We start from the raw sequence: 21763 nt of genomic DNA on the forward strand, positions 1-21763 counted from the left end.
GTGGCGGGGAAGGCACGGAGTAGAGGCTGTTCAGGGCCCGGCGGATTGCTGCGGGCCTGGGATGCCTGATGGGCGGGGTACTGGCGTCCCCCGCCCATCAGCCGCCGCTCGCCTGCGCTATTAGTAAGCGCGCGGAGGGTTGTAGCGAATTATCTGAGGGTCGTGGTCACTCGCCTGATCGGAGAACTCCGCGTTGATGTGTACCACGTCGTAGCTGAACTGTCGGATGGCCGGGCTGGTCAGGATGTGGTCGAGGGTCTGTGCATTGCCATCGAAGACGTAGCTGTAGCGTTCGTTGGCTGGCAGGGTGTTGATAAGCGGCTTGAGGGTGCCGCCACCGGTCAGGATCTTGGTGGTCTGCGAGAATTCGAAGTCGTTCAGGTCCCCGAGTGTGATCACCTGAGCGTGCTTGTCGGCTGTCAGGATCTGCCGGACGAACGCGTTGACCTCGGCTGCTTGCAGGTGGCGTTGGGTTTCCGATGAGCGTTCGGGCTCCTGGTTGTGCCCGTGTAGTGGCTGATCGCCGCCCTTGGAGGCGAAGTGGTTGGCAATGACGAAGACGCTCTTGCCAAGGAACTCGAACTCGCCCACGAGCGGCTTTCGGCTGTTCGCCCAGGCCTGGCTGGTGGGGTTGATCCTGCCTGGCGAATGCGAGAGCTGAACAGCACCCTTGACTGTGAGGGGCGTTGTCGCCGTGGTGGCGTTACCGCCCGGGCGGTCGGAGAAGGTGACACGCTGGGCGTTGTAGAGAAAGACCTGGCGGATGTTTCCGCCGGGCTCGCCACCGTCCTGCAGGTTCTGAGGCGCGATGTAGCGCCAGGTGTAGCGCGGTCCGCCGGCCGTGACGATCGCGTCGGTGAAGCGCGTGAGCGTCGCCTCGGAGGTGACAGTACCGTCGTTGGTGGCTCCGTTGTCGTCCTGGATCTCTTCAAGAGCAACGATGTCGGGAGCCGCCAGGTTGACGGCTACTCCTGAGGCGAGGCGGTCGAACTTGCTCTGAGGGTCTCGTGCGTCGAGGTTCTCTACGTTGAAGGTGGCAACAGCCAGCTCAGTGGGGCGCTGCTTACGGGTGATCTCTCGCTGAAGGTGGTGGTCGACGTGTGTGCCCAGGGTGGTGGCCTGCAGGCTGTACCCGCCGAAGTTCGAGTAGTCCACCGGGCCGGCCGTAACGCCCGCCAGCTCGTCTCCGACATTGGCAACCGGGAAGGCACTCTGGCTACCCAGGTACGCCACCTTGATGCGGCCGGTATTGGGCTGCGCGTACGAGCCGTAGACGGTGCCGCCACGCGGTGTCCGGTTCTCCTCCGGCTTCGATGTCACCCACAGTTCGTGGTACGTGTTCGTTGCACCCACGACGTGAGCTTCCGTGATCTCGGCACGGGCACCTTCGATGGACTCGTAGAAGTCCATCGCATACACGTCCGGCTGAAGAGGGAGCCCGTCGACGCTACCGCCCCCTGCAGTGGGGATGTAGCTGTCGGGAACGGAGGCACTGTCCAGGACAACAGTTGCGGGAAGAGGGTTGCCGCTCGAGAGTACCGTGACCGTCGGGATAGTGATCTCGGTCAGGGACTGGGCCGGACCGGCGCCGCGGTACTCATTGACCCTACCGCCGACCAGAACCGAGTCGCCTGCCTTGACCGATGGGGTGACCGCTCCTGTATGAACGAATACGCCTTCGCTCGTTCGGGCATCGCTGTCAGGCACCGGGTCCTGAATCCAAAAGCCCCTCGATCCGGATGTCCGTACACCTGTCACGATGCCCGGGATGGCAGCGACATTCTGCCCGACGAACGGGGAAAGCCGGGTGTGCCCCTGGATGTCATGGATACGGAGACTGCCCGGCTCTTCGTCACCCCCGCCAGGTGCCTGTCCGGCGCTGTTGACCGGGGAAGGCTGCCCTGCGCTGAAGTCCGCCGCGTTGTTGTCCGAGTCAAGCAGAGTTGCCGGACGCGAGACGCTGGAGGTGCTGCTGGCGCCTCCGGCCGGCCCTACCTCGCGTACCACCGCGTTGCCGTAGCCGACCAGGTCCACCACGCGAGCATCGGCTGCGCAGTCGAGAGCAGTCAGACAGGTGAGGGCTGCTGAGCCGGAGACGAGAGCGACTGTGCCCGAAGTGGCTCCCACCGCTATGTTGCCCGCCGCATCGGGGGCAGGCAGCGCCGTCACTCCGCTACTCCCCCCGCCCTCTCTGATCAGGTAGCGCCCTCCAGGTGCCAGAGAGCCGGTGAGTGGTGTGACGCCCCATGCCGAGCCGGCCGAGGGAGAGCCGGGTAGGTACTGGACGCTGTAGCCGGTCAGGTCACGCACGGTCGAGCCTGCGTTCGCCAACTCAATGAAGTCGTGCGTTAGCAACGCCCCCGCGTTGCCTCCGCCGCCATAGACCTCCGCAATCACGAGACTTGTGGACGGAGCCGCCTGCGCGGCAGGCAACGTTGCAAGAACGAGGGATGTGGCTGCTGTCGACGTGACGAAGGCCCATATTGCTGCTCGTCGGAGGGGTTTGCGGTGGTCTTTGAAGCGGACGACGGACACGAAGGGGTCCTCCTAGGGAAGCGCTGCCCGGTAGCTTTGCAGCTGGGCAGTTGTGCATGGCGCATGCGGCGATCCGGTGTATGGCCGCAGACTGCGCTGCGGCACGAGACATGAAACGCGCGTAGAAGAGCTTGGACAAGTCCAGAGTGCATGCAGGGATGTCCTTGAGTGTCGACTACTCACGGACCATTGTGGTCCACAAATGGATCTTGTCCGCGTATCGCCGTGATCCTCGCGTCCCCGGGGGGATTTGGCGAGCGCTCAGAACTGCACGCAGGGCAGTGGAGATGAGCTCTGCCGACCGCTCCTCGGCGGGATTGGAGATAGGGTGTTTTATTGCGATGGGTGGCGATCCGGGGCGCTGTCGGTGGCGGTGCAGGGGGCATTCGACGATGCCGCCTTGCGGGTGGCGGCTCTTCCGGGCCTGCGGGGCGCGTCGGCAGTGCCGTCTGTGTTTCGCGACGCGTTGTGGGTCCTCAGTCCTGGTGCCCCCCTCGGCCGAGGGGGCCTGAAGGTCCAGTCCTGCTGTCGTCGTCCGCGGTTGACTCTGCCTGCTGTGGGTGGCGGAGCCTGCCGCTCGGGGCTCGTAGACCTGTCCGGGTCCGGCGTCCGTTGATCCAGCTCTCAGAGCAACACGCCGGTCGGCCTGGACGATCGTGTGATCCGAGCGCGTTAGTCACCGCCCTACGAAGGCCTGTGGGTTTCACTCGATTCGTGCCCACCTGCAGGGTGCACCACTGACGGATACGCCCCGCGGGGAGAAGTCCCCCTGCGGCACAGGCCACGCAGTGATGGTCTTTCAGTCGTCGGGTCCGGTCGCGAAGACAGTCCCAATCCGCCTGGGTTTGAGTATCTATTGCTCCTGAAATAGGGATGCCAAGGTGGCACGATGAGAAGATCCTTGCGCCGCTTCAGGACGTCTCGTCGGAGTTATCTCAACTCAGGGCGGCTCGCATCTACCCAGGCCACGGTGTTCTGCCTGCTCAATGCGTCGACCATAGCGATTGGCTGCATAACCTCTAACAAACAAGTAAGAATAAATTCCAGAACACCAGCGCAATCGACCACCATTCCTGTGGTGGCGAGTACAGAATTCGAATCAAGGGGTCGAGCATGCTCGCACACACCTCGTACGACGTGGTGATCGTAGGGGGAGGCCACAACGGTCTGGTCGCCGCCGCCTACCTGGCAGGCGCAGGTCGCTCCGTACTGGTTCTGGAACGACGCGCAGCCATCGGTGGAGCTGCGGTGTCCACGCGCCCGTTCCCAGGTGTCGATGCACGACTGTCTCAGTTCTCCTATCTCGTCTCCCTGCTGCCTGACAAGATCGTGCGTGATCTGGGGCTCGGCTTCGCAGTCCGCAAGCGCACGGTGTCCTCTTACACGCCGAAGGGAGACAGTGGTCTCCTCGTGGGTGCTGGCCGCACCCGGGATTCGTTTGCGGCACTCACAGGTGGCGAACAGGAGTACGCGGCCTGGGAGGAGTTTTACGGCCGCACCCGCGAAGTCGCTGGGCGGGTATTTCCGACGCTCACCGAACCATTGCTGCCTCGAGCGCAGCTGAGGGCCGTCGTCGATGACGACGATGCCTGGCGGATGCTGTTCGAGGAGCCGATCGGCGTCGCGATCGAGGAGCGCTTCACTGACGACCTGGTCCGAGGGGTGGTGCTCACCGATGCCTTGATCGGGACGTTCGCCGATGCCCATGACCCGTCGCTGGTGCAGAACCGTTGCTTCCTCTACCACGTCATCGGCGGTGGCACCGGGGACTGGGATGTACCCGTCGGTGGAATGGGAGCGCTCACCGACGCACTTGCTACCGCGGCGCGGGCGGCGGGTGCGGAGATCGCGCCGCTGCACGAGGTTGTCGGTATCGAGACCGATGGAGAACGGGCCGAGGTCTCCTTCTGTTCGGCTGACGGTGAGGGCACCGTCGCCGCCCGGCATGTTCTGGTCAATGCCTCGCCTCAGGCTTTGGCCACTCTGTTGGGCGAGCCTGCGCCGGAGCCTGCGGAGGGATCCCAGCTTAAGGTGAACATGCTTCTGCGCCGCCTGCCCCGGCTGCGTGATCGCTCGGTCGACTCCCACCATGCTTTCGCCGGCACATTCCATGTCTCGGAGGGATATGGCCAGTTGGCAAGTGCCTTCCGGGAAGCAGCGTCGGGACGGCTTCCCAGTGCGCCGCCGTCTGAGATCTACTGTCACTCGTTGACGGACCCGTCGATCCTCGCACCCGAGCTGGTGGCGCAGGGGTATCAGACCCTGACGTTGTTCGGACTGCACACCCCGGCGCGGCTTTTCGCAGCGGACAACGACGCAGCGCGCGCGGAGTTGCTGGCTGCAACGCTCGCCGAACTGGATTCCCATTTGGAGGAGCCGATCGCCGACTGCCTCGCCCTGGACGGGAACGGTGCTCCGTGCATTGAGGCCAAGACCCCGCTCGATCTCGAGCACGAGCTGTCGTTGCCTGGCGGTCATATCTTCCACCGGGACCTGTCATTCCCCTACGCGAGCGAGTCGACGGGAAGGTGGGGCGTGGAAACGGCGCACCCCAATGTTCTGCTGTGCGGGGCAGGTGCCGTACGTGGCGGGGGAGTCAGCGGCGTGCCCGGGCACAATGCCGCGATGGCGGTGCTGGGCCGATAGGGCAGCCCTCCCTGGTCGGTCGCAGGACGCAGTCAGTGAGCTTCTTCAGAGTGGCCACCGATCGGGTGACGATTGGGCCCACGAGAGCTTTGCGCTGCCGCAGCTCAGAGGGCAGTCAACCTCAGCCAGCCACTCATCCTCTGGAGTGACCGCTGAAGAAGCTCAGTGAGCATTTTCAGAGTGGCCACTGATCGGGTGACGTGAGGGCGGCTGTGGAACGGACGAAGCCGCAGGGCTGTTGGGCGAGTTGTCTACGCTCAGCTCCTCAGCCTTGGGGCTCCGTTGGTTCCTTATCGTGCCGTACTCGATGTCCCGCATGCCCTCGTGGAGTGGGTCACGATGCTGATCGTCACCCGGGAGGGTGACCGCCGGTGCAAAGCTGCCGCCGTCCCAGCGCGCCTTGGCCGCACTGGTGTACCTGCGCAAGAACGACACGCTCACACAGATCGCCGCCGGCTTCGGGATCAGCGTGGGCACCGCCCACTCCTACGTCCACGCCGTCATCGCCCTTCTGGCCGGCCGGGCACCGGGACTGACCGCGGCCCTGAGGGCTTCCGCGGCCCAGTACGTTCGGCTCGACGGCACGCTCATCAAGTGCGACCGGGTCGGTGACGGCCGCGCCGACTACTCGGACAAGCACCGCCGACACGGGGTGAACCTGCAGGTCATCACAGCTCCGGACGGGACATTGGTCTGGATCTCGCCGACCCTCGCCGGCCGTGTCCACAACCTCACCGCTGCCCGCCGGCACCGGATCATCGCCACCTGTATCCGCCTCGGCATCCCGATTCTGGCCCACAAGGCCTACCAGGGAGCGGGCAGCAATGTGGCCGTGCCCTGCCGGAGAAAGCCAGGCAAAGACCTCACAGCCAAACAAAGATCCGTCAACCGTGCGCACTCCTGGCTGCGATGGCCCGTCGAGAGAGCCATCGCCCGGATCAAGACCTGGCGGATCCTCCGCAAAGCCCGCCTCAGCCCCAACAACCTCACGTCAACCGCCAAAGCCATCCTCATCCTGGAGACTCACTGAGCTTCTTCAGAGTGGCCACCGATCGGGTGACGATTGGGCCCACGAGAGCTTTGCGCTGCCGCAGCTCAGAGGGCAGTCAACCTCAGCCAGCCACTCATCCTCTGGAGTGACCGCTGAAGAAGCTCACTGAGCTTCTTCAGAGTGGCCACCGATCGGGTGACGATTGGGCCCACGAGAGCTTTGCGCTGCCGCAGCTCAGAGGGCAGTCAACCTCAGCCAGCCACTCATCCTCTGGAGTGACCGCTGAAGAAGCTCACTGTTGAAAATGCTCAGTGTCCCGCGGCCGACTGCGTGAAACGGCGCCTCGGACCAATGTGGTGTTGCTGCCAGGAGACGGCGCGCCTTGCCGAGCCCAGGCTGGGGTGTCGCACCGATACGCTGCCACTCTCCGCTCCTGCGATACCTGATCGGTCGCACCACCCAAAACCGTCGCAACGGTCCGACAGCCAGCCGGGGACCCGAGGCTACTAAACATCGACGTGGAGCACGCCTATTCGTCATCGGCTCGCTCGCGCGTTTCTGGAGGGTTCGGGTCCGGGGCAGTGGTGATGCCCATGGCGCCGCCTGGGACGGCCGCGGCGACAACTCACGCAGCGGTCGGGTTCCCGCGCTATGAATCGGTGCGGCCGGCTTCAGCTTTTCGAACCCGACGCGATCGTCGAGCCGCGCACAAGATTTAGTCTGCTGCCCCTCACTCAATCAGGGCAGAAATATCTCCGAACAACCAGTTTCCAGGATCTGAGGGGTCGTCTCCGCAATAGAAGTTCCGGCTGTGGTGGACAAATTCCTCGTGCGAGATGAGATCGGTGGGACCGATCCCCAGACGTCGCGCAGCAGCGATCACTTCGCACTCGGAGACGGCGTAGGAGCCCAGGAAACGACAGAAGTCGGACTCGTCCAGATAGTGGTCGCGATCGATGTCGCAGATGTCGACGATGAGGTCGACGATGGGCTTCATCCCTCGGTCAAAGACGTCCGGGCGGCCAGCCAGTTCACCTCCCATGAAGTCGACGAAGGTCTGGAGATCCACTCTGGCGTCCTCAACTGGCCCACAGTCCCTGGCCAGCCGTTCGAACGCCTGCCGGCATGCACTCACCAAGGATGCGCCGAGGGTGCTGTTCGTGGCCACTCCGGACGCGTGGCACATCCTTACAGCCACCGTGACATAGTCCGAGAGCTCCAGGAACCCTGAGCCGTTCACATCGAGGGTGGTGAATCGGTGCACATACTTCCGCCGCTGTAGTTCGCTGATCATTTGATGGGCCTGTTCAGTACGCGCAGCCCCGAGAGCATTCATCGAAGAGTCCAGACCGACATGTACGGCTGCGTCGAAACTCACCGGCACTAGCGGGCTAGGACGGGCCGGCTGCACGCTCCCGGAACGACAGACGGACGATACGGAATCAGGTTCCAGGGAACGTCGCCCTAGTCCGGCTCGCCTGAGCAATCGGTACTCGGGCGATGACGGTGAGGCGGGACGCCTGCGGGCTGATGTCGTGGTGCCGCAGGCCTGGATGCCCACCCGACTGAGCCGAAACGCCGAGGTCCGGCAGAGGAATCCGCAGGGAGCACCCGAGACGATCGTCGGGGGTGCACCCATCGCGTGATGACGGTCCGTGATGTTCGTACGCTTCCGGACTCGAGTCGAGTGCTGCCGATCATGTGATTGGTGGTGGAGTTGTGGCGTCGGTGGAGCGGACGGCCTGGCCGCGGTTCAAACGGATCATCTCCGACCGCGAGCTGGCTCGGTTTCTTCACCGCCCCCAGGTGTCACCCTGTGTAGTCAGTTGATGCGGAGGGCGCCACATCAACGCCGTCCCAGATCTTGGGAGGGATACATACCGCGCCGACTAGCCCGCCACTGTCCGCGGCCTTGAGCTCTCGGCCGTCTCGTGAGCCCCCGCCCCACACGGGAGCCGCCCCTCCGTGGCCTGCCGTCGGTGTGTCTGGAAGCCCTGACAGGGACGGTGCGCCCCGGCGGTGTCGGGGCGCCCGCCTGAAGCTGCAAGCGAACTGCGCCGCAATGGCTCATTCGATGTTCAGGGTCCTGTGTAGCGCAAGGGCCCGTTGGTGGGATCGCTGACCAGCGTCGACCCAGCAGTGTGTGACCTTCGAAGAGCGGAGGTCTGACTCGGCTTGGTGTATGAACCACTGCGCCACCCTTGCGCTGGCGACAGGTTGTCGGCACTCTTTGAGACCAGTAGCTGACGCTCAGTCAGATGCATGTGTGGCTCTTCCCAGTCGGCTACTACCCATATTGCGCACCACCTATGAGGAGGATCCCTCTGATGGCAGTGATGCGTACCACCAAGGTGACTGTCTGCGGGACCGCCGCGGGCGTACTCCTTGCTCTCGGTGCAGGATTGGTCCAGCCCGCGGTCGCGGCCGACCACGCGGACAAGCTCATCGCCAACGCCGGCCAGCCAGGCGTGATCAAGGACAGCTACATCGTCACCTTCAAGTCAGACCGACTCAATGTGCGCTCGCCCAAGGCGAAGGATCTCGCGAGCCACTTCGGCGCCCGCGTCGTCAGAACGTTCGGTTCGGCCCTCAACGGCTATTCGGTGAAGGTGACGGAGCAGCAGGCGAGGCGCTTCGCACAGGACCCTGCGGTGCAGTCAGTCGTCCAGGATCAGGTCGTCTCGGCGTCGGCAACCCAGCCCAGCCCGCCGTCATGGGGCCTCGACCGGATCGACCAGCCTTCGTTGCCCTTGGACAGCCGCTACGTGTACCCGGATTCAGCCGGCGGCGGGGTCACTGCATACATCATCGACACCGGTGTCCGTATCAGCCATCAGGACTTCGGCGGGCGTGCCTCCTACGGTTACGACTTCGTCGACAATGACGCTGTGGCCGACGACGGAAACGGCCACGGTACGCATGTCGCGGCCAATGTGGCCGGAACCGCGCACGGCGTCGCGAAGAACACCAAGATCGTGGCGGTTCGGGTGCTCAACAACAGTGGGTCCGGAACCCTCACGGGCGTGATCGCAGGTATCGACTGGGTGACGCAGAATGCGGTGAAGCCGGCAGTCGCCAACATGAGCCTGGGTGGCGGCGGCAACACCGCTCTTGACGATGCGGTACGGAACTCGATCGCTTCTGGCGTCACCTATGCCGTCGCGGCCGGTAACTCCAACGCCAACGCCGCCAACTACTCCCCTGCTCGCGTGGCGGAAGCGATCACTGTCGGGGCCACCGCCGACACGGACAGCCGCTCCTCATTCTCCAACTGGGGCACCTCGCTCGACATCTTTGCGCCGGGTACTGCCATCACGTCCGCGTGGAACACCGGAGACAGCGCCACAAACACCATCTCCGGAACCTCTATGGCGGCCCCGCACGTGACAGGCGCGGCCGCGCTCTACCTGGCGGACCACCCGGCGGCTCTGCCCACCGAGGTCGCCGCTGCGTTGACGTCAACAGCCACTGCGGGCGTCGTGGGCAACCCCGGTACGGGCTCTCCGAACAGGCTGCTCCGTGTCATGCCTCCCGTCGCCCCTCCGGCCCGTTTTGAGAACGCCACCGACTACCCGATCTCCGACTTCGTCACCACGGAGTCCCCGATCAAGGTCGCTGGAGTCTCCGGCAACGCACCGTCCGGACTCCGTGTCTCGGTGGACATCAAGCACACTTATATCGGCGACCTTCAGATCGACCTGGTCGCCCCCGACGGATCGGTCTACACGCTCAAGAAGGCCGGCGCCGGCGGCAGCGCTGACAACGTCCTCGCCAGCTACCTCGTCAATGCCTCCTCCGAGGCAGCCAATGGTACGTGGAAGCTCCGTGTCAGGGACAGCGCCATGTTCGACCGAGGAAAGATCGACTCCTGGTCCCTCCGATTCTGACCCGCCCATATGAAGCTGGTGCCTTCGAAGAATCGGGCTCGATTCTTCGAAGGCACCAGCTCGTTCGTGCCGAAGAAGCGCTCGATCGGCCTCCGGTGTCCGATCCGCTGTGCGCGGACTCCGCGCCATCGCGCACCTTGCGGACCCGTCGCCCCGCCAGAATCAGGGATACAGGGTGGCTGACCAACTGTCCCCGGAACGACAATCGTTGAGGAGTAATTACTCACTCCAACAAGCATTTCCGGGAACAGGGTGTGGCCACCAAACCACCTCTCACCAGAGGGATCCACCGTGCCCAGACTTCAGGTACACAGACGCCCTGTACTCAGCATTCTAGCCGCAGGGGCAACCATGCTCGCGGTTCTTGGATCATTTCCCGCCGGCGCAGCAGCTCTCGCCCCCGCCCTCCCATTGCCGTCATCTTCGCCTCCAATCACCATCCACGAGATCGGAGTTCAGGAGTTCATTGTCGGGTACCGGCAGGGTGCGGCTGGCGCTGTGTCGGACAAGGCGGCGCGCGACACGGCGGCGAACTCCTTCAAGCAGGCGGGCCGTAGAGTGTCATTCGTCCGCCGACTGGGCACAAAAGGAGCGCTGCTGCGCACCGACTCTTCCTTGACTCCTCGTCAGACGGCTAATCTGATAGCCGACTTGCGCAACCGACCCGACGTGGCCTACGTCGAGCCCAACAGGCGCCTGCACGCAACAGCAACCGTCGACGACGCACGCTTCTCCGAGCAATGGGACCTTGCAGACCCTGTAGCCGGCATGAACGTCCCCGAGGCATGGAAGCGCGCCACTGGAACCGGCGTGACCGTGGCCGTCATCGACACAGGCATCACCGCACACTCAGACCTGGCCGCCAATGTCGTCCAAGGCTACGACTTCATCTCCGACGCTGCCGCGGCCCGAGACGGCAACGGCCGCGACCTCGATGCGAGCGACGAAGGTGACTGGACCAGCTCCCCCGGCGAATGCACCGGAGACCCGGACGAGGCGCCGGACACCTCCTCCTGGCATGGAACCCACGTCGCCGGGACCATCGCTGCCGTCGCCAACAACGCCAGGGGCACCGCAGGCGTGGCCTTCCAAGCCAAGGTCCAGCCCGTCAGGGTCCTCGGCCGATGCGGCGGTTCGACTGCCGATATCGCCGATGCGATCATCTGGGCCTCGGGCGGCTTCGTATGGGGTGCCCCTCTCAATCCGACGCCCGCCAAGGTCATCAACATGAGCCTCGGCGGATCCGGATCGTGCTCAGCGACCTTCCAGAACGCCATCAACTCTGCAGTCAGTCGTGGCACGACGGTCGTCGTGGCCGCCGGCAACGAAGCCGCCGACGCACGCGACGCCGAACCGGCGAACTGCGACAATGTGATCGCTGTCGCAGCGTCCGACCGCCAGGGCAACCTCGCCAGCTACTCCAACTACGGTGCGGCAGTGGATGTGACAGCACCGGGAGGAGAGACCCGCCCGTCCCGTGCCGACGGCATCCTTTCCACTCTGAACTCTGGGACGACCCGACCGTCCGCGGAGGCCTACGACTTCTACCAGGGCACCAGCATGGCCACCCCACACGTCGCCGGTCTGGTCGCCCTCGTGCTTTCCATGAAGCCACTCGCCCCGGCTACCGTCGAGGCCACCATCAAGGCGCACACACGTCCTCTACAGGGACAGTGCCCCGGCGGCTGCGGCACAGGCCTGGTCGACGCCACCAGGACTCTGCAAGCGCTGGCGGACTCGCAGATCTTCGAGAACACCGGCAACGTGGACATTCCCAGCCACGGATCCGCCGTGGAATCGCTCATCCCGGTAACTGGAGTTGCAGAGAAGGCTCCCTCCGACCTCCGTGTCGCCGTGGACATCAAGCACCCTTACCGCGGCGACCTCACCATCAGCCTCGTGTCACCTGACGGGAGTGTCTACCCGGTCAAGGCAGCTGCCTCTTGGGATTCTTCCGACGACGTCAACACTACGTTCGTCGTGGATGGCTCATCGGAGACAGCGAACGGCATCTGGCGCCTCCGGGTCCGAGACGTGGCCTACTTCGACAAGGGCTTTATCGACTCCTGGTCACTGCACTTCTGACACGTCAAGGACCCCACAGCCCAAGATCGGCATGGCCCGAGCGCGTATCGCTCGGGCCATGCAGGCCTGTTCCCACCCACTCCCCCAGGAAGCCCGGCCTACAGCCCAAGGCAGTGAGGTTACGGCCCGGGATCCGACGTCAGGATGTCGATGCTGATGGTGTGGCTGTCGACCAGAGTTCAGGGCGATGGAGAAGCTGCAGCGGTAGGGATCAGCACCGGATGCTAGGTGGCGTCGGCTAGGACCTGTCTGATAATTGATCTTGTGGTGGGTCGTGGTGAGCTGACGGATGCGGCATGGGAGCGGATAGCGCCTCTGCTGCCGGGTGTTGATGGGCGAGGTCGGCCGTGGCGAGATCATCGGCAGGTGATCAACGGGGTGTTGTGGCGGTTGCGGACCGGTGCGCCGTGGCGTGACCTGCCGGAACGCTATGGGCCGTGGCAGACGGCCTATGAGCGGTTCGCTCGCTGGGAGGCGGACGGAACCTGGGCCCGTCTGCTCGAACAGGCCCAGGTCCGGGACGACTCCGTCGGAGCCGTGGAGTGGACCGTGTCGGTCGACTCCACGATCAACCGAGCTCACCAGCACGCCGCCGGCGCCCGCAAAAAGGGGCGGCGGCGGGGGACGAACTGGAAGATCCGGCACGTCCGTCGGCTGGCCAGGCGCTCGGTCGGTCCCGCGGCGGGCTGACCACCAAGGTCCATCTCGCCTGCGACGGCAGGGGCCTGCCCCTGGCCGTTGTCGTCACGCCGGGCAACGTCAACGACTCCACCGTCTTCGACACGGTCATGGACGAGTTGAGGGTGCCCCGGACCGGTGCCGGGCGGCCCCGCCGCAGGCCCGACGTGGTCATCGCGGACAAGGCGTACTCCTCCCGGGCGATCCGTCAGACCCTGCGGCGCAGGGGCATCCGAGCGGTGATCCCTGAGCGGTCGGATCAGAAGGCCAACCGTGTGCGGCGCGGGCAGACCGGCGGCAGGCCGCCGGTCTTCGACCGCGAGCTCTACAAGGCACGCAACGTGGTCGAACGCTGCTTCAACCGCCTCAAACAGTTCCGTGCGATCGCCACCCGCTTCGACAAACTGGCCGCCCGCTACAAGGCCGGAGTCCACCTCGCCTCGCTCATCCTCTGGCTCCGCGAACCCACCCAAGATCGTTTGTCAGACAGAGCCTAGGGCGATCCGGATCGCCTGATAGATGAGCCTGATCCGCTTTGACGGACGGCTGACATCAGGGCTTCGGCCCCGGAAGGATGATGTTCATCATGGAGAGCATCGGGAAAAGGAAGCCGCACCCTCGCCGCTCGTTCACGCCGCAGTTCAAGCCGAGATCGTCGAGCTGTGCCGCAGAGTGGACCGCTCGGTCGGTCAGGCCGCCAAAGACGTCGACCTGACCGAGTCCGCGGTCCGCGACTGGATCCTTCAGACCAAGGTCGGCGCCGGTGAAACGTGACGGCCCGACCAGCAGAGAACGCGAGGAACTGGCCGCTGTACGGCGTGAGAACTGCAGGGTATGGGAGGACGTGGAGGTCCTCAAGCGGGCAACAGCTTTCTTAGCGACGGAGACCCGATGAACGTGGACCCGTTCATCGAGGCGGCTCCGTCAATCAGCTCATCGCCGAAGACCAGCCCCGAGGGGTGGTGCCCACGGGTGCCGTATCAATATCTACCGAGTGAGGGTACCCCAGCAGGTTCCGTGACAAGCTGCAGACGACACGGTGCTGAGTGAGCTTGATTCAGGAAGCTCTTCAACGCCGAGTCCGTCTTCGAGCGCGTAGAGGTCGAGATCAGATTCCATCATTACTATATCCTTATCGTAAGTAAGGGACGTACCGCCCACAGTGATGTAGTGCGACTGGTTTTTTGACTCTAGAATGCCCTCACGACCGACTTCCTGAGCAGTATTTGCTCAATTCCAAATGGATGCCTTGATGGCGAAGCCGAGTAAGAACTGCTACCGGCCTCAGGCGTCGCCAGCAGATGAGTGAGCAAGCGGGGCTGAGGAACGCCTCGTGGATGTCGTCCCGTACTTCCCCAGCGGATCCGCAGTCGGCGGAACCAGTGAGCATTTTCAACGTTGCCTCTCCAGGGTGAGGACAGCTTTGGCGATGACGGTCATGCGGTTGGGGCTGATGCGGGATCTGCGGAAGATCTGCCATGACTTCAGTCGTGCCATGCCGCGTTCGACCGGTGCCCTTGCCGCGGCCAGGGCCCGGTTGACGGTGCGCTGGGTGAGGGTGAGTTCGCCGCCCGGTGGGCGTTTGAGTCCGGTGGTGACCCAGGGGCCGGCGCCCTGGTAGGCGCGGTCGGCGAGGACCGGGACGCCCTGGCGTTCGCAGATCCGGATGATGCGGTGGGTGCGGGCCGCGGTCAGGTCGTGGGTGCGGCCCGGCAGTGCGGGCGAGATCCACAGCACCTCGCCGGCGGGGTCGGTGACGACCTGGACGTTCACGCCCTGCCGGCGGTGCTTGGCCGAGTAATCGGCCCGGCTGTCGCCGACGCGGTCGCACTCGGCGAGGGTCCCGTCCAGGAGGACGAACTCCGGATCATGCTCGCGCAGCGTCTTGAGCAGGCCCGGGGCCCGTTCGGCAAGCAGGCCGGTCACGGCGGTGACATACGCGTGGGCGGTGCCGACGGATATCCCGAACCCGGACGCGATCCGGGCGAGGGTGTCGTGGCGGCGCAGGTACACCAGAGCGACGAGCGCACGCTGGTGCGGCGGGAGCTTGCACCGCCGGTCACCCTCACGGGTGACGACGAGCATCGTGACCCACTCGACCAGGGCATGCGGGAGGTCGAGTGCGGCAGGATAGGGAACCAACGAGGCTCCTGTGCCGGTGGGTTGAGACTTCGAACACCTCCCCCAACGGCACGGGAGCCTTGTCCCTTGCGGCCCCCCACCTCAACCTCACCGGCGTCACCCGATCAGTGGCCACACTGAAAACGCTCAGTGAAGGCGGGCGAAGGTCGGCCCAAGCATCAAGGTCGACCACCACACCTACAACGCCACCATCAGCATCGACATCCAGACGGCGGATCCCGGACCGTGACCTTCACGGCCTTGGGCTTTGGGTGGTCGGCTCCGAGGAGTAGGCCAGCGAAGATCCGCACGAGGTACAGGGACTCGGCCCAACCTGCTGAGCTGTGGGGCGCCCGAGTGGCGCGGCCGGTTCCGTATGCTTCGGCACTCGTGCGCCTCCCTATCGGGTGCCGGAACGGTAGACCGAAACCAGCGAAGGCAGGTCCAGCGGCATGGGGAGACGGTGTCCGCCGGGCAGGCGGCCCCTGCCGTCGGCCTGCTGGTGGTGGCTCAGCTAGGCGCGGGCAGCCTGCAGGACCATGAGATGCGCGAGCGGGCCAAGCGTTGCGAGTGCGTAGCCGGTGGAGATCGGGTCGCGGGGCCGACCGTGGCGGACCTGTGTGTGTCTGGGGGTGAGTAAGCAATGCCCAAGACTCGCTCGGCTAGGGATGCGAGCATTCACTGCGGGGCAGCCTTGACTGACTACGCACCCAAGAAAACCACTTCGGCAGAAGAAATCAATATGTTATGCAGGATTCACAGACTGACCTTTACGTCGTTGAAGACCTCGCCACGGAAGGACTTCCAGATGGAAACGCCCCGGCGAGCACTTTTCTAACCGCACTGACTACCAGCTCGACTGGAACCGTCGCATGCATCGGCACACTCTCGAGTGCCAGCCTGAGCCCTAATACCGCCTCGTAATTGGGATTCGCCAGCGAATAGCCTCGTCGAGCTGGTATGTACCCTGCCCAGGTAGGAAGATATTTTGGTGAAGAAGGTCCGGCTGCGCGCTCGGCTCAGCGAAGTCTGGTGCTGTCATTCTATCAAAGTTGCCAAAGGAACTCGACACCGCATAGAAGTAATCCTCCGGCAGGGGACCTCTTTCATCCTCCCTTGTGCGTGAAAGGCTCTGGTCGAGTTGGCGGTGACGCAACAGAACCCCCGGTCTTTGGCGTGTTGAGACCATTCGATCACGCCAAAGACCGGGGACTCTGTCACGACAGCTGTAGTTCTATTGTTTCGCGGTTCAGGGAGACGTGCTGGTCAAACGCTGCCAGTTCGTCGAGGACCACCAGGCGCCGATACGGCGTCCAGCGGCTGTGCCGCATCCCGGGAATCGCCCGCTCAAGCTTCCACTACTGGCGGACCGCAGCTACGAGCTTCGGCGTCTTCGGACACCATCCATCAGCTCCGCCTTCCACTGCGCGATTGAGGCCCGGCAGTTGAGCTGTCCGCCGCGTGTGGTCACGTTGCGCCGCAGCTCCCGTGAGGCGGTCGACGGGTTTCTGCCCAGCCGACGCGCAATCTCGCGCGCGCCTTCGCCCTGGGCATTGAGCAGCGCGATCTCTTCGCACTCCGTGAAGAACAGGTACCGGCCTGATAGCCGACTGAGCTGGTCCGTCGGCATGCCGCCACACTCACAGAACCACCGGGCTCCACCACCGGGGATACGCCGCACGTGATCGCCGCATCCCGGCTGGCCAGCCCCTAGAAGACTGATGAAGATCTTGTTGCGGGGCTGTCCGGCCGGAGGCCGGGCAGCCTCGCGTGGTCATGTGCCGGCTGGGGCGAGGTGCCAGGTGTCGTTGTTGTAGGTGAGTCCGAGGTTGATCAGCCGGCGGAGATTGAGGGCGGCTGCTCGGGTGCGGAGCCAGGTCGTTCTTGATGGTGCCGATGTATCGGAGTCTGCGGTTGCCTCGGCGGACGATCCAGGCGACGGCGCGTTCGACGGGGGGCGCCAGCGGCGGTAGTCGGCTTGCCAGTCGGGGTCGGTGGCGGCCTGGTGGCGGGCGGCCGCCTGCTGGTCGTGGTGGGGGCAGATGGTCAGGATCCAGCCCGCTCTGCCTTTGGTGCACTTTTCCCGCAGGGGGCATCTGGTGCGCAGGTCTTTGAACGCTGCTTTGCGCTGGTGGTGCTGTCCGCCGGGGTCCGACAGCGCGACGGTGTGTCCTTGGGGGCAGGTCACGGTGGCCGCGGTGGTGACGATGGCGAAGTCGTCGAGGGTGAAGCCACCGGGAACGGCCGCCCGCAGCGGGGCGGGTTTGAGGAACAGCCGGTGTCCGGCCCGTTCCAGCACCTGGCGGGCTTCGCCGGTGGAATGGGCGGTGTCGCCGAAGGCGTGCACCGGCTCGTCCTCCTCGGCGAGCAGGTCCAGGCCGACAGCGGCTTCGTGGTGCTCCGGCCCGGCTTCGGGAGCGAGGGCGACAGCGGTGAACAGGCCGGTCTCGGGCTCGAGGCGAGGTGAGCCTTGTATCCGTCCTGCTGGTGGGAGCGGGTCTTGTGGACGTGGCGGGCTTCGGGATCGACGGTGGAGAGCATGCAGCCCGGGACAGTGCCCCGGGTGATGCGCCAGCGCCCGTCGCGGCCGTCGGAGTCCTCGGCCGGTTCGACATCCTGCCCGGCAACCAGAGCCAGGATGACCACCGCGTTCGCGGCCTTCTCGCCGAGCTGCTGCTCGGCAGGTGCCCCAGCAGCCGCAGTGCATCCGTGACGAGGGCGTCGACCAGCCCGGCGCGAGCCTGGGCGTCGTTCCAGGCGATTCGGGGTTTGCCCGGACCGGTGTAGTCGCGGGCCGTGCACTGCCCGGCCGCGGCCGGGCCGGCTCCCGGGACTTCCCGGATCACCGCCCGGACAGCGACAATGATCTGAGTGACGGTCTCCTGGGTTGCGACCGCATCGTCCAAAACGGTGGAGTCCAGCGCCCGCCGGTGCCTGCCCCTCAGGACCCCGGTGGCCTTGACGACCTCGCGGACCGCTTCGAAAACCCGGTTCGGGCGCGTTGAACGAGCCAGCCGTCGACGGAAGTACGCCAGCAGCGACTGATCCAACGCCATTGTCGTGCAGGCCGAGCCCGCAGGCGGCTTTCCACCGCAGGTCACAGCGTAAATCCTGGACCGTCTCGAAGTCCGACAGGCCATGCAAGGCCTGCACCGTAGTCGCGGCGGCCAGGATCTGCGGCGGCATCGACGGCCGCCCGTTCACCGACGGATACATGTCCGCTTTAACATCTCCGCGGGAAACAGCCGGCCACGATGCCCGGCCAGGAACGCGAACACACACTCCCAGCCGGAATCAACTCCCGGCACGTCGCCCACACATCAGGCCCGACGGTCTCCCCGACCCACTCCCCTTGAACCACAACAACTAGTCTGGCCCCGCCGCTGACACGGCGGGGCGAGAACCCAACATCTTCATCAGTCTTCTAGGCGATCTTCACAGGGAAAGCGCTCCAAATCGCGACGGGTCGGGTCCTGCCTGGCGAACGCATTGCCGGAACAACATCCCGGCCCAGGGCCGCGGCGAAGGCCGTCGACGTGATCGGCCGCGACTTCACCGCGGCAGGTGAACACGAAGTACGTCGGCGACATCACCTACCTGCCCCTGGACGGCGGGAAGTTCTGCTGCCTCGCCACCGTCATCAACCTCGCCTCACGCCGCCTGACCGGCTGGGCAATCGCCGGTCATATGCGAACCGAACTCGTCACCGACGCGCTCGCCGCCGCCCAGCGGACGCGCGGCAGCCTCACCGGCGCAATCATGCACACCGATCACGGCCGCAATACAAGAGCCGAATTCGCCGAAGCCTGCAGGTCAGCGGGGTGATCCAGAGTATGGGCGCGAGCGGGACCAGCGCGGACAATGCGCTCGCCAAATCCTTCAACACGACCTTCAAACGCGAAACGCTCCAAGGCCGCAAGAGCTGGTCCAGCACGAGGCCCGCCTCGATGCCTTTCGACGGCTCCACCGATACAACACCCGCCGCCGTCACTCCCGCCTCGGACACCGCAGCCCCACCGCCTACGAGACAGCAACCACAACAACGCCAACTACGCTGGCCCAAGCCGCATAACCCGTGTCCAGGATTCAGGGTCAAGGCCCAGGTGTTGCTCCCGTAGTTCAGCTCATTGAGCTTCTTCAGAGTGGCCACCGATCGGGTGACGATTGGGCCCACGAGAGCTTTGCGCTGCCGCAGCTCAGAGGGCAGTCAACCTCAGCCAGCCACTCATCCTCTGGAGTGACCGCTGAAGAAGCTCATTGGTGTCGTGTGCGTATATCTGGCAAGGTCCGTGGTCAACTCGGCCTGACGTTCGCGGTGTTGTTCCCGCACCTGGACGAGCGGCAGCGCCGTCTGCTGATGGGGGCTGAGGCCAGGATCCTGGGCCACGGCGGGATCCGGGCGGTCGCCCGGAAGCCGAGGTCATCGAGACCACCGTACGCAAAGGCGTGGACGAGTTGGAGGCGGGGGCGGAACGGCTGGGCCGTGCCCGCCGTCCCAGTGGCGGCGAACGCAAGCGGGCGGCCGAGGTGGATCAGAGCTGCGGCCCGCACTATTGGCGCTGGCCGAGCCCGATATGCGAGGGGATCCGATGTCGCCGCTGCGATGGATGACGAAGTCGACCCGCAGACTCGCCGGCGAGCTCACCATTGTCCAGCCCCTCTTGGCCGAGCACGGCCACACCGTCCGCCCTCGACAGCCAGGTTCCGCATACCCGCCGACGTCACCGCGTTCATCACCAGCAGCAGCCCCACGAAGATCAAGTCAGCATGTTGATCCTCTGCGAGCCCTTACTTCCCACCTGTCACCACTCCCTCTGGACCTCACGTCCCAGTCTCCAGGTGTCCACGATCAAGGGGGAGGCTTCATCGTCCGGATGCAATCCATCAGCCGCGATCGACTACCTCGCGCGTCACACCACCGAAGCCAAAACAAAACGGGAGATCATCCGCTACGTCATCCGAGAGGTTCATGCCCTGATGGAGAGCATGATCACCTGTTCAAGACCGAATTGATCAAGCCTCAGCGGCCCTGGAAGGCACCATCCCAGGTCGAGCTCGCCACCGTCGAGTACATCCACTGGTACAACACCGGCGACTCCACGTTGAGACAGGCCACGTCCCGCCGCCGACTACGAAGTCAGCCACTACCGAGCGACCACGAAACCCCAGGTCACAACCAACGTCTGAAGTCTCTACCCAACCCGGAACGGTTCAGGTGGAGATCTTGACGCTTTCGGCTTCGATCCGCAGGCTGAACGGCCAGCGACCCGCCCTTCCTTCCCCCGGAGGAGTTGCCCGAAGAGGCCGTTGAGCTGGGTAAACACACGCCTGCACTCAAGATGAGCATGACCTGCTCACCCGATTGCTTGGCCACACCCTGCACGATCGCATTGCGAGCACGCCTCTGGGCGCGTGAGTCATCCCACCCTGGGACATAGCGACAACAGGAGCACGCGGCATGACGACGCTCAACGAACCAGTACAAGCATCAACAATCCCCGCATCGCTCAAATCCATGATGGACCTGGTCTCCCCATTCGGCTTGGTCTCCAGGCTGTCCTGGCTGAAGGCGACGGAGGGAGAGCCGGAGTACCAGATCGTGTCGGGATCCCTGGGGAACCCTGGCGAGGTACTAACCGCCCAGAGCAGTTGGTCGCACGATCCCGCTTCGGGGAATTTTGATGGCGCCGGCGGCGCCCTGGACTATGAGCTCGCCTCGCACCTTGCGGTCGCCGAGTCGCTCGAGCGTTACTCGTCTTGCGCATGGGATCCGGCAGACATGATCTGGGCTACCGCTGCCGAGCTGGGTGATGATGCGATCCCGCCGTGGGACTGGCCTCAGTGTTCGGAGCGAGAGTTCACTCACCCCAACTGCGGTCTACTCCCGCCGGATCCGCGTATTCCCCTTCGGTGGGTGAAGGGGTGGTCCCTGACACGCGGGCGCGCAGTGTACATCCCGGCCGTGCAGGTGTACCTGCGCTGCATGCCTGAGTCCACAGCCGAGCGTTTCGTCCACCCCGTCTCAACTGGGTGCGCAGCACATGGTGACCCCGTCAGCGCAGTCGTCAACGGGCTGCTGGAGGTCATCGAGCGTGACTCTATTTCACTGACATGGCTCCAGCGGCTACGCCTCCCGCGGCTTGAGTTCGAGCTGGAGGAGCTGCCTGCTGAGTACCGCGCTTACGTTGAACGCGGCACATCTCGCAACCTGCGAACACTGTTGTTCGATGCCACCACCGACCTCGGCGTCCCCGTCATCTATGGCCTGCAGCTAGCGGACCATGATCCCGTATTGGCGCAGGTCGTCGCTGCTACCTGCGATCTCGACCCGGCCAAGGGCGTTGCCAAACTCTACCGTGAGACAGCATCGCTTCGCATCGCTCTGCGATCCATGGCAGGCAGAGCACCGGATGTGGACCCACAGGATACGCAGAGCGTGGTAGGCGGCGCACTGCTGGCAGGGCCGGTCGCGCAGCGACACCTGTTTGACTTCCTGCTGGAGGGAGACCGCCCGGTCCGAAAGCTGTCCGATCTTCCAGTTCCCGACGCTTTGTCAAGTCCCCTGCCCTGGTTGCTGGAGCGCATGGCCAGAGCAGGGTGTGAAGTGTTGGTAGCAGACCTCACCACTGATGAGGCCAGGCAAGTCGGCGCCAGCGTCGTCAAGGTCATGGTGCCGCAGCTCATGCCGCTGTCCTTTGCCCATCGAGCGCGGTACCTCGGTCACCGTCGCCTCTACCAGGCTCCCGAGGCCATGGGGCACAGCGTACATGACGAGGAACACATCAATCCCAACCCTCAGCCCTTCGCGTGAAGACAGGAT

At 64.7% G+C, this 21763-nt stretch carries 14 protein-coding genes and 4 pseudogenes; 11 read left to right on the forward strand and 7 right to left on the reverse strand.

Annotated features, from left to right (window positions below):
- Positions 1 to 120 precede the first annotated feature (120 nt).
- Complete coding sequence (locus OG462_RS01305) at positions 121 to 2484, reverse strand: lamin tail domain-containing protein (RefSeq protein WP_406066296.1); 2364 nt, start codon at positions 2482 to 2484, stop codon at positions 121 to 123.
- A 1164-nt stretch (positions 2485 to 3648) separates the two neighbouring features.
- Between OG462_RS01305 and OG462_RS01310 the strand changes: the two genes are divergently transcribed.
- The gene (locus tag OG462_RS01310) at positions 3649 to 5181 is read left to right on the forward strand and encodes a phytoene desaturase family protein (RefSeq protein WP_406053725.1); all 1533 of its coding nucleotides are present in this window, start codon (positions 3649 to 3651) and stop codon (positions 5179 to 5181) included.
- Positions 5182 to 5463: 282 nt separating this feature from the next.
- A pseudogene (locus OG462_RS01315) lies at positions 5464 to 6211 on the forward strand (transposase family protein).
- A gap of 691 nt (positions 6212 to 6902) precedes the next feature.
- Here OG462_RS01315 and OG462_RS01320 read toward each other — a convergent pair.
- Positions 6903 to 7466, reverse strand: coding sequence for an EF-hand domain-containing protein (locus OG462_RS01320; protein WP_406053727.1), 564 nt, complete (start codon positions 7464 to 7466; stop codon positions 6903 to 6905).
- Positions 7467 to 8499: 1033 nt separating this feature from the next.
- On the opposite strand from OG462_RS01320, the gene OG462_RS01325 reads away from it, so the two are divergent.
- The 4 genes from OG462_RS01325 to OG462_RS01340 all read left to right on the forward strand — a co-directional run bounded on the left by OG462_RS01325 (position 8500) and on the right by OG462_RS01340 (position 13596).
- Complete coding sequence (locus OG462_RS01325; protein WP_406053729.1) at positions 8500 to 10059, forward strand: S8 family peptidase; 1560 nt, start codon at positions 8500 to 8502, stop codon at positions 10057 to 10059.
- 498 nt (positions 10060 to 10557) lie between these two features.
- Positions 10558 to 12144, forward strand: coding sequence for a S8 family serine peptidase (locus OG462_RS01330; protein WP_406053731.1), 1587 nt, complete (start codon positions 10558 to 10560; stop codon positions 12142 to 12144).
- Positions 12145 to 12411: 267 nt separating this feature from the next.
- Positions 12412 to 13319, forward strand: a protein-coding gene (locus OG462_RS01335) for an IS5 family transposase (protein WP_406066283.1) whose coding sequence is annotated in 2 segments (ribosomal slippage) — positions 12412 to 12757 and positions 12757 to 13319 — 909 coding nt in all. Because the reading frame shifts where the segments join, the coding sequence is not laid out codon by codon here.
- Positions 13320 to 13341: 22 nt separating this feature from the next.
- The gene (locus tag OG462_RS01340) at positions 13342 to 13596 is read left to right on the forward strand and encodes a hypothetical protein (protein WP_406053732.1); all 255 of its coding nucleotides are present in this window, start codon (positions 13342 to 13344) and stop codon (positions 13594 to 13596) included.
- Between the two features lie 213 nt (positions 13597 to 13809).
- On the opposite strand, the gene OG462_RS01345 is transcribed toward OG462_RS01340, so the two are convergent.
- The 4 genes and pseudogenes from OG462_RS01345 to OG462_RS01360 all read right to left on the reverse strand — a co-directional run bounded on the left by OG462_RS01345 (position 13810) and on the right by OG462_RS01360 (position 17242).
- A complete protein-coding gene (locus tag OG462_RS01345) occupies positions 13810 to 13944 on the reverse strand; it encodes a thiocillin family RiPP (protein WP_406053734.1) in 135 nt (44 codons plus the stop codon).
- A gap of 270 nt (positions 13945 to 14214) precedes the next feature.
- The gene (locus tag OG462_RS01350; RefSeq protein ID WP_406053736.1) at positions 14215 to 14964 is read right to left on the reverse strand and encodes a transposase family protein; all 750 of its coding nucleotides are present in this window, start codon (positions 14962 to 14964) and stop codon (positions 14215 to 14217) included.
- Between the two features lie 1384 nt (positions 14965 to 16348).
- Positions 16349 to 16603 (reverse strand): annotated as a pseudogene (locus OG462_RS01355) (helix-turn-helix domain-containing protein); the annotation flags it as partial.
- A 114-nt stretch (positions 16604 to 16717) separates the two neighbouring features.
- Entirely contained in the window at positions 16718 to 17242 is a 525-nt protein-coding gene (locus OG462_RS01360) for a transposase (protein WP_406053738.1), read from the reverse strand.
- Here OG462_RS01360 and OG462_RS01365 point away from each other — a divergent pair.
- Entirely contained in the window at positions 17222 to 17410 is a 189-nt protein-coding gene (locus OG462_RS01365) for a hypothetical protein (RefSeq protein WP_406066920.1), read from the forward strand. The genes OG462_RS01360 and OG462_RS01365 overlap by 21 nt on opposite strands.
- Positions 17411 to 18060: 650 nt before the next feature.
- Here OG462_RS01365 and OG462_RS01370 read toward each other — a convergent pair.
- Positions 18061 to 18159, reverse strand: a pseudogene (locus OG462_RS01370) (hypothetical protein); the annotation flags it as partial.
- Positions 18160 to 18507: 348 nt separating this feature from the next.
- On the opposite strand from OG462_RS01370, the gene OG462_RS01375 reads away from it, so the two are divergent.
- From OG462_RS01375 to OG462_RS01390, 4 genes and pseudogenes are all read left to right on the forward strand, one after another.
- Positions 18508 to 18768 (forward strand): DDE-type integrase/transposase/recombinase, encoded by a 261-nt coding sequence (locus OG462_RS01375; RefSeq protein WP_406053740.1) that lies wholly within the window; start codon positions 18508 to 18510, stop codon positions 18766 to 18768.
- A 532-nt stretch (positions 18769 to 19300) separates the two neighbouring features.
- A pseudogene (locus OG462_RS01380) lies at positions 19301 to 19589 on the forward strand (ISAzo13 family transposase); the annotation flags it as partial.
- A 193-nt stretch (positions 19590 to 19782) separates the two neighbouring features.
- Positions 19783 to 19956, forward strand: a complete 174-nt coding sequence (locus OG462_RS01385; protein WP_406066921.1) for a hypothetical protein — start codon at positions 19783 to 19785, stop codon at positions 19954 to 19956.
- A 445-nt stretch (positions 19957 to 20401) separates the two neighbouring features.
- Positions 20402 to 21754 (forward strand): YcaO-like family protein, encoded by a 1353-nt coding sequence (locus tag OG462_RS01390; protein ID WP_406053742.1) that lies wholly within the window; start codon positions 20402 to 20404, stop codon positions 21752 to 21754.
- Positions 21755 to 21763 lie beyond the last annotated feature (9 nt).

The organism is Streptomyces sp. NBC_01077 (assembly GCF_045162855.1).
Taxonomy (GTDB): domain Bacteria; phylum Actinomycetota; class Actinomycetes; order Streptomycetales; family Streptomycetaceae; genus Streptomyces.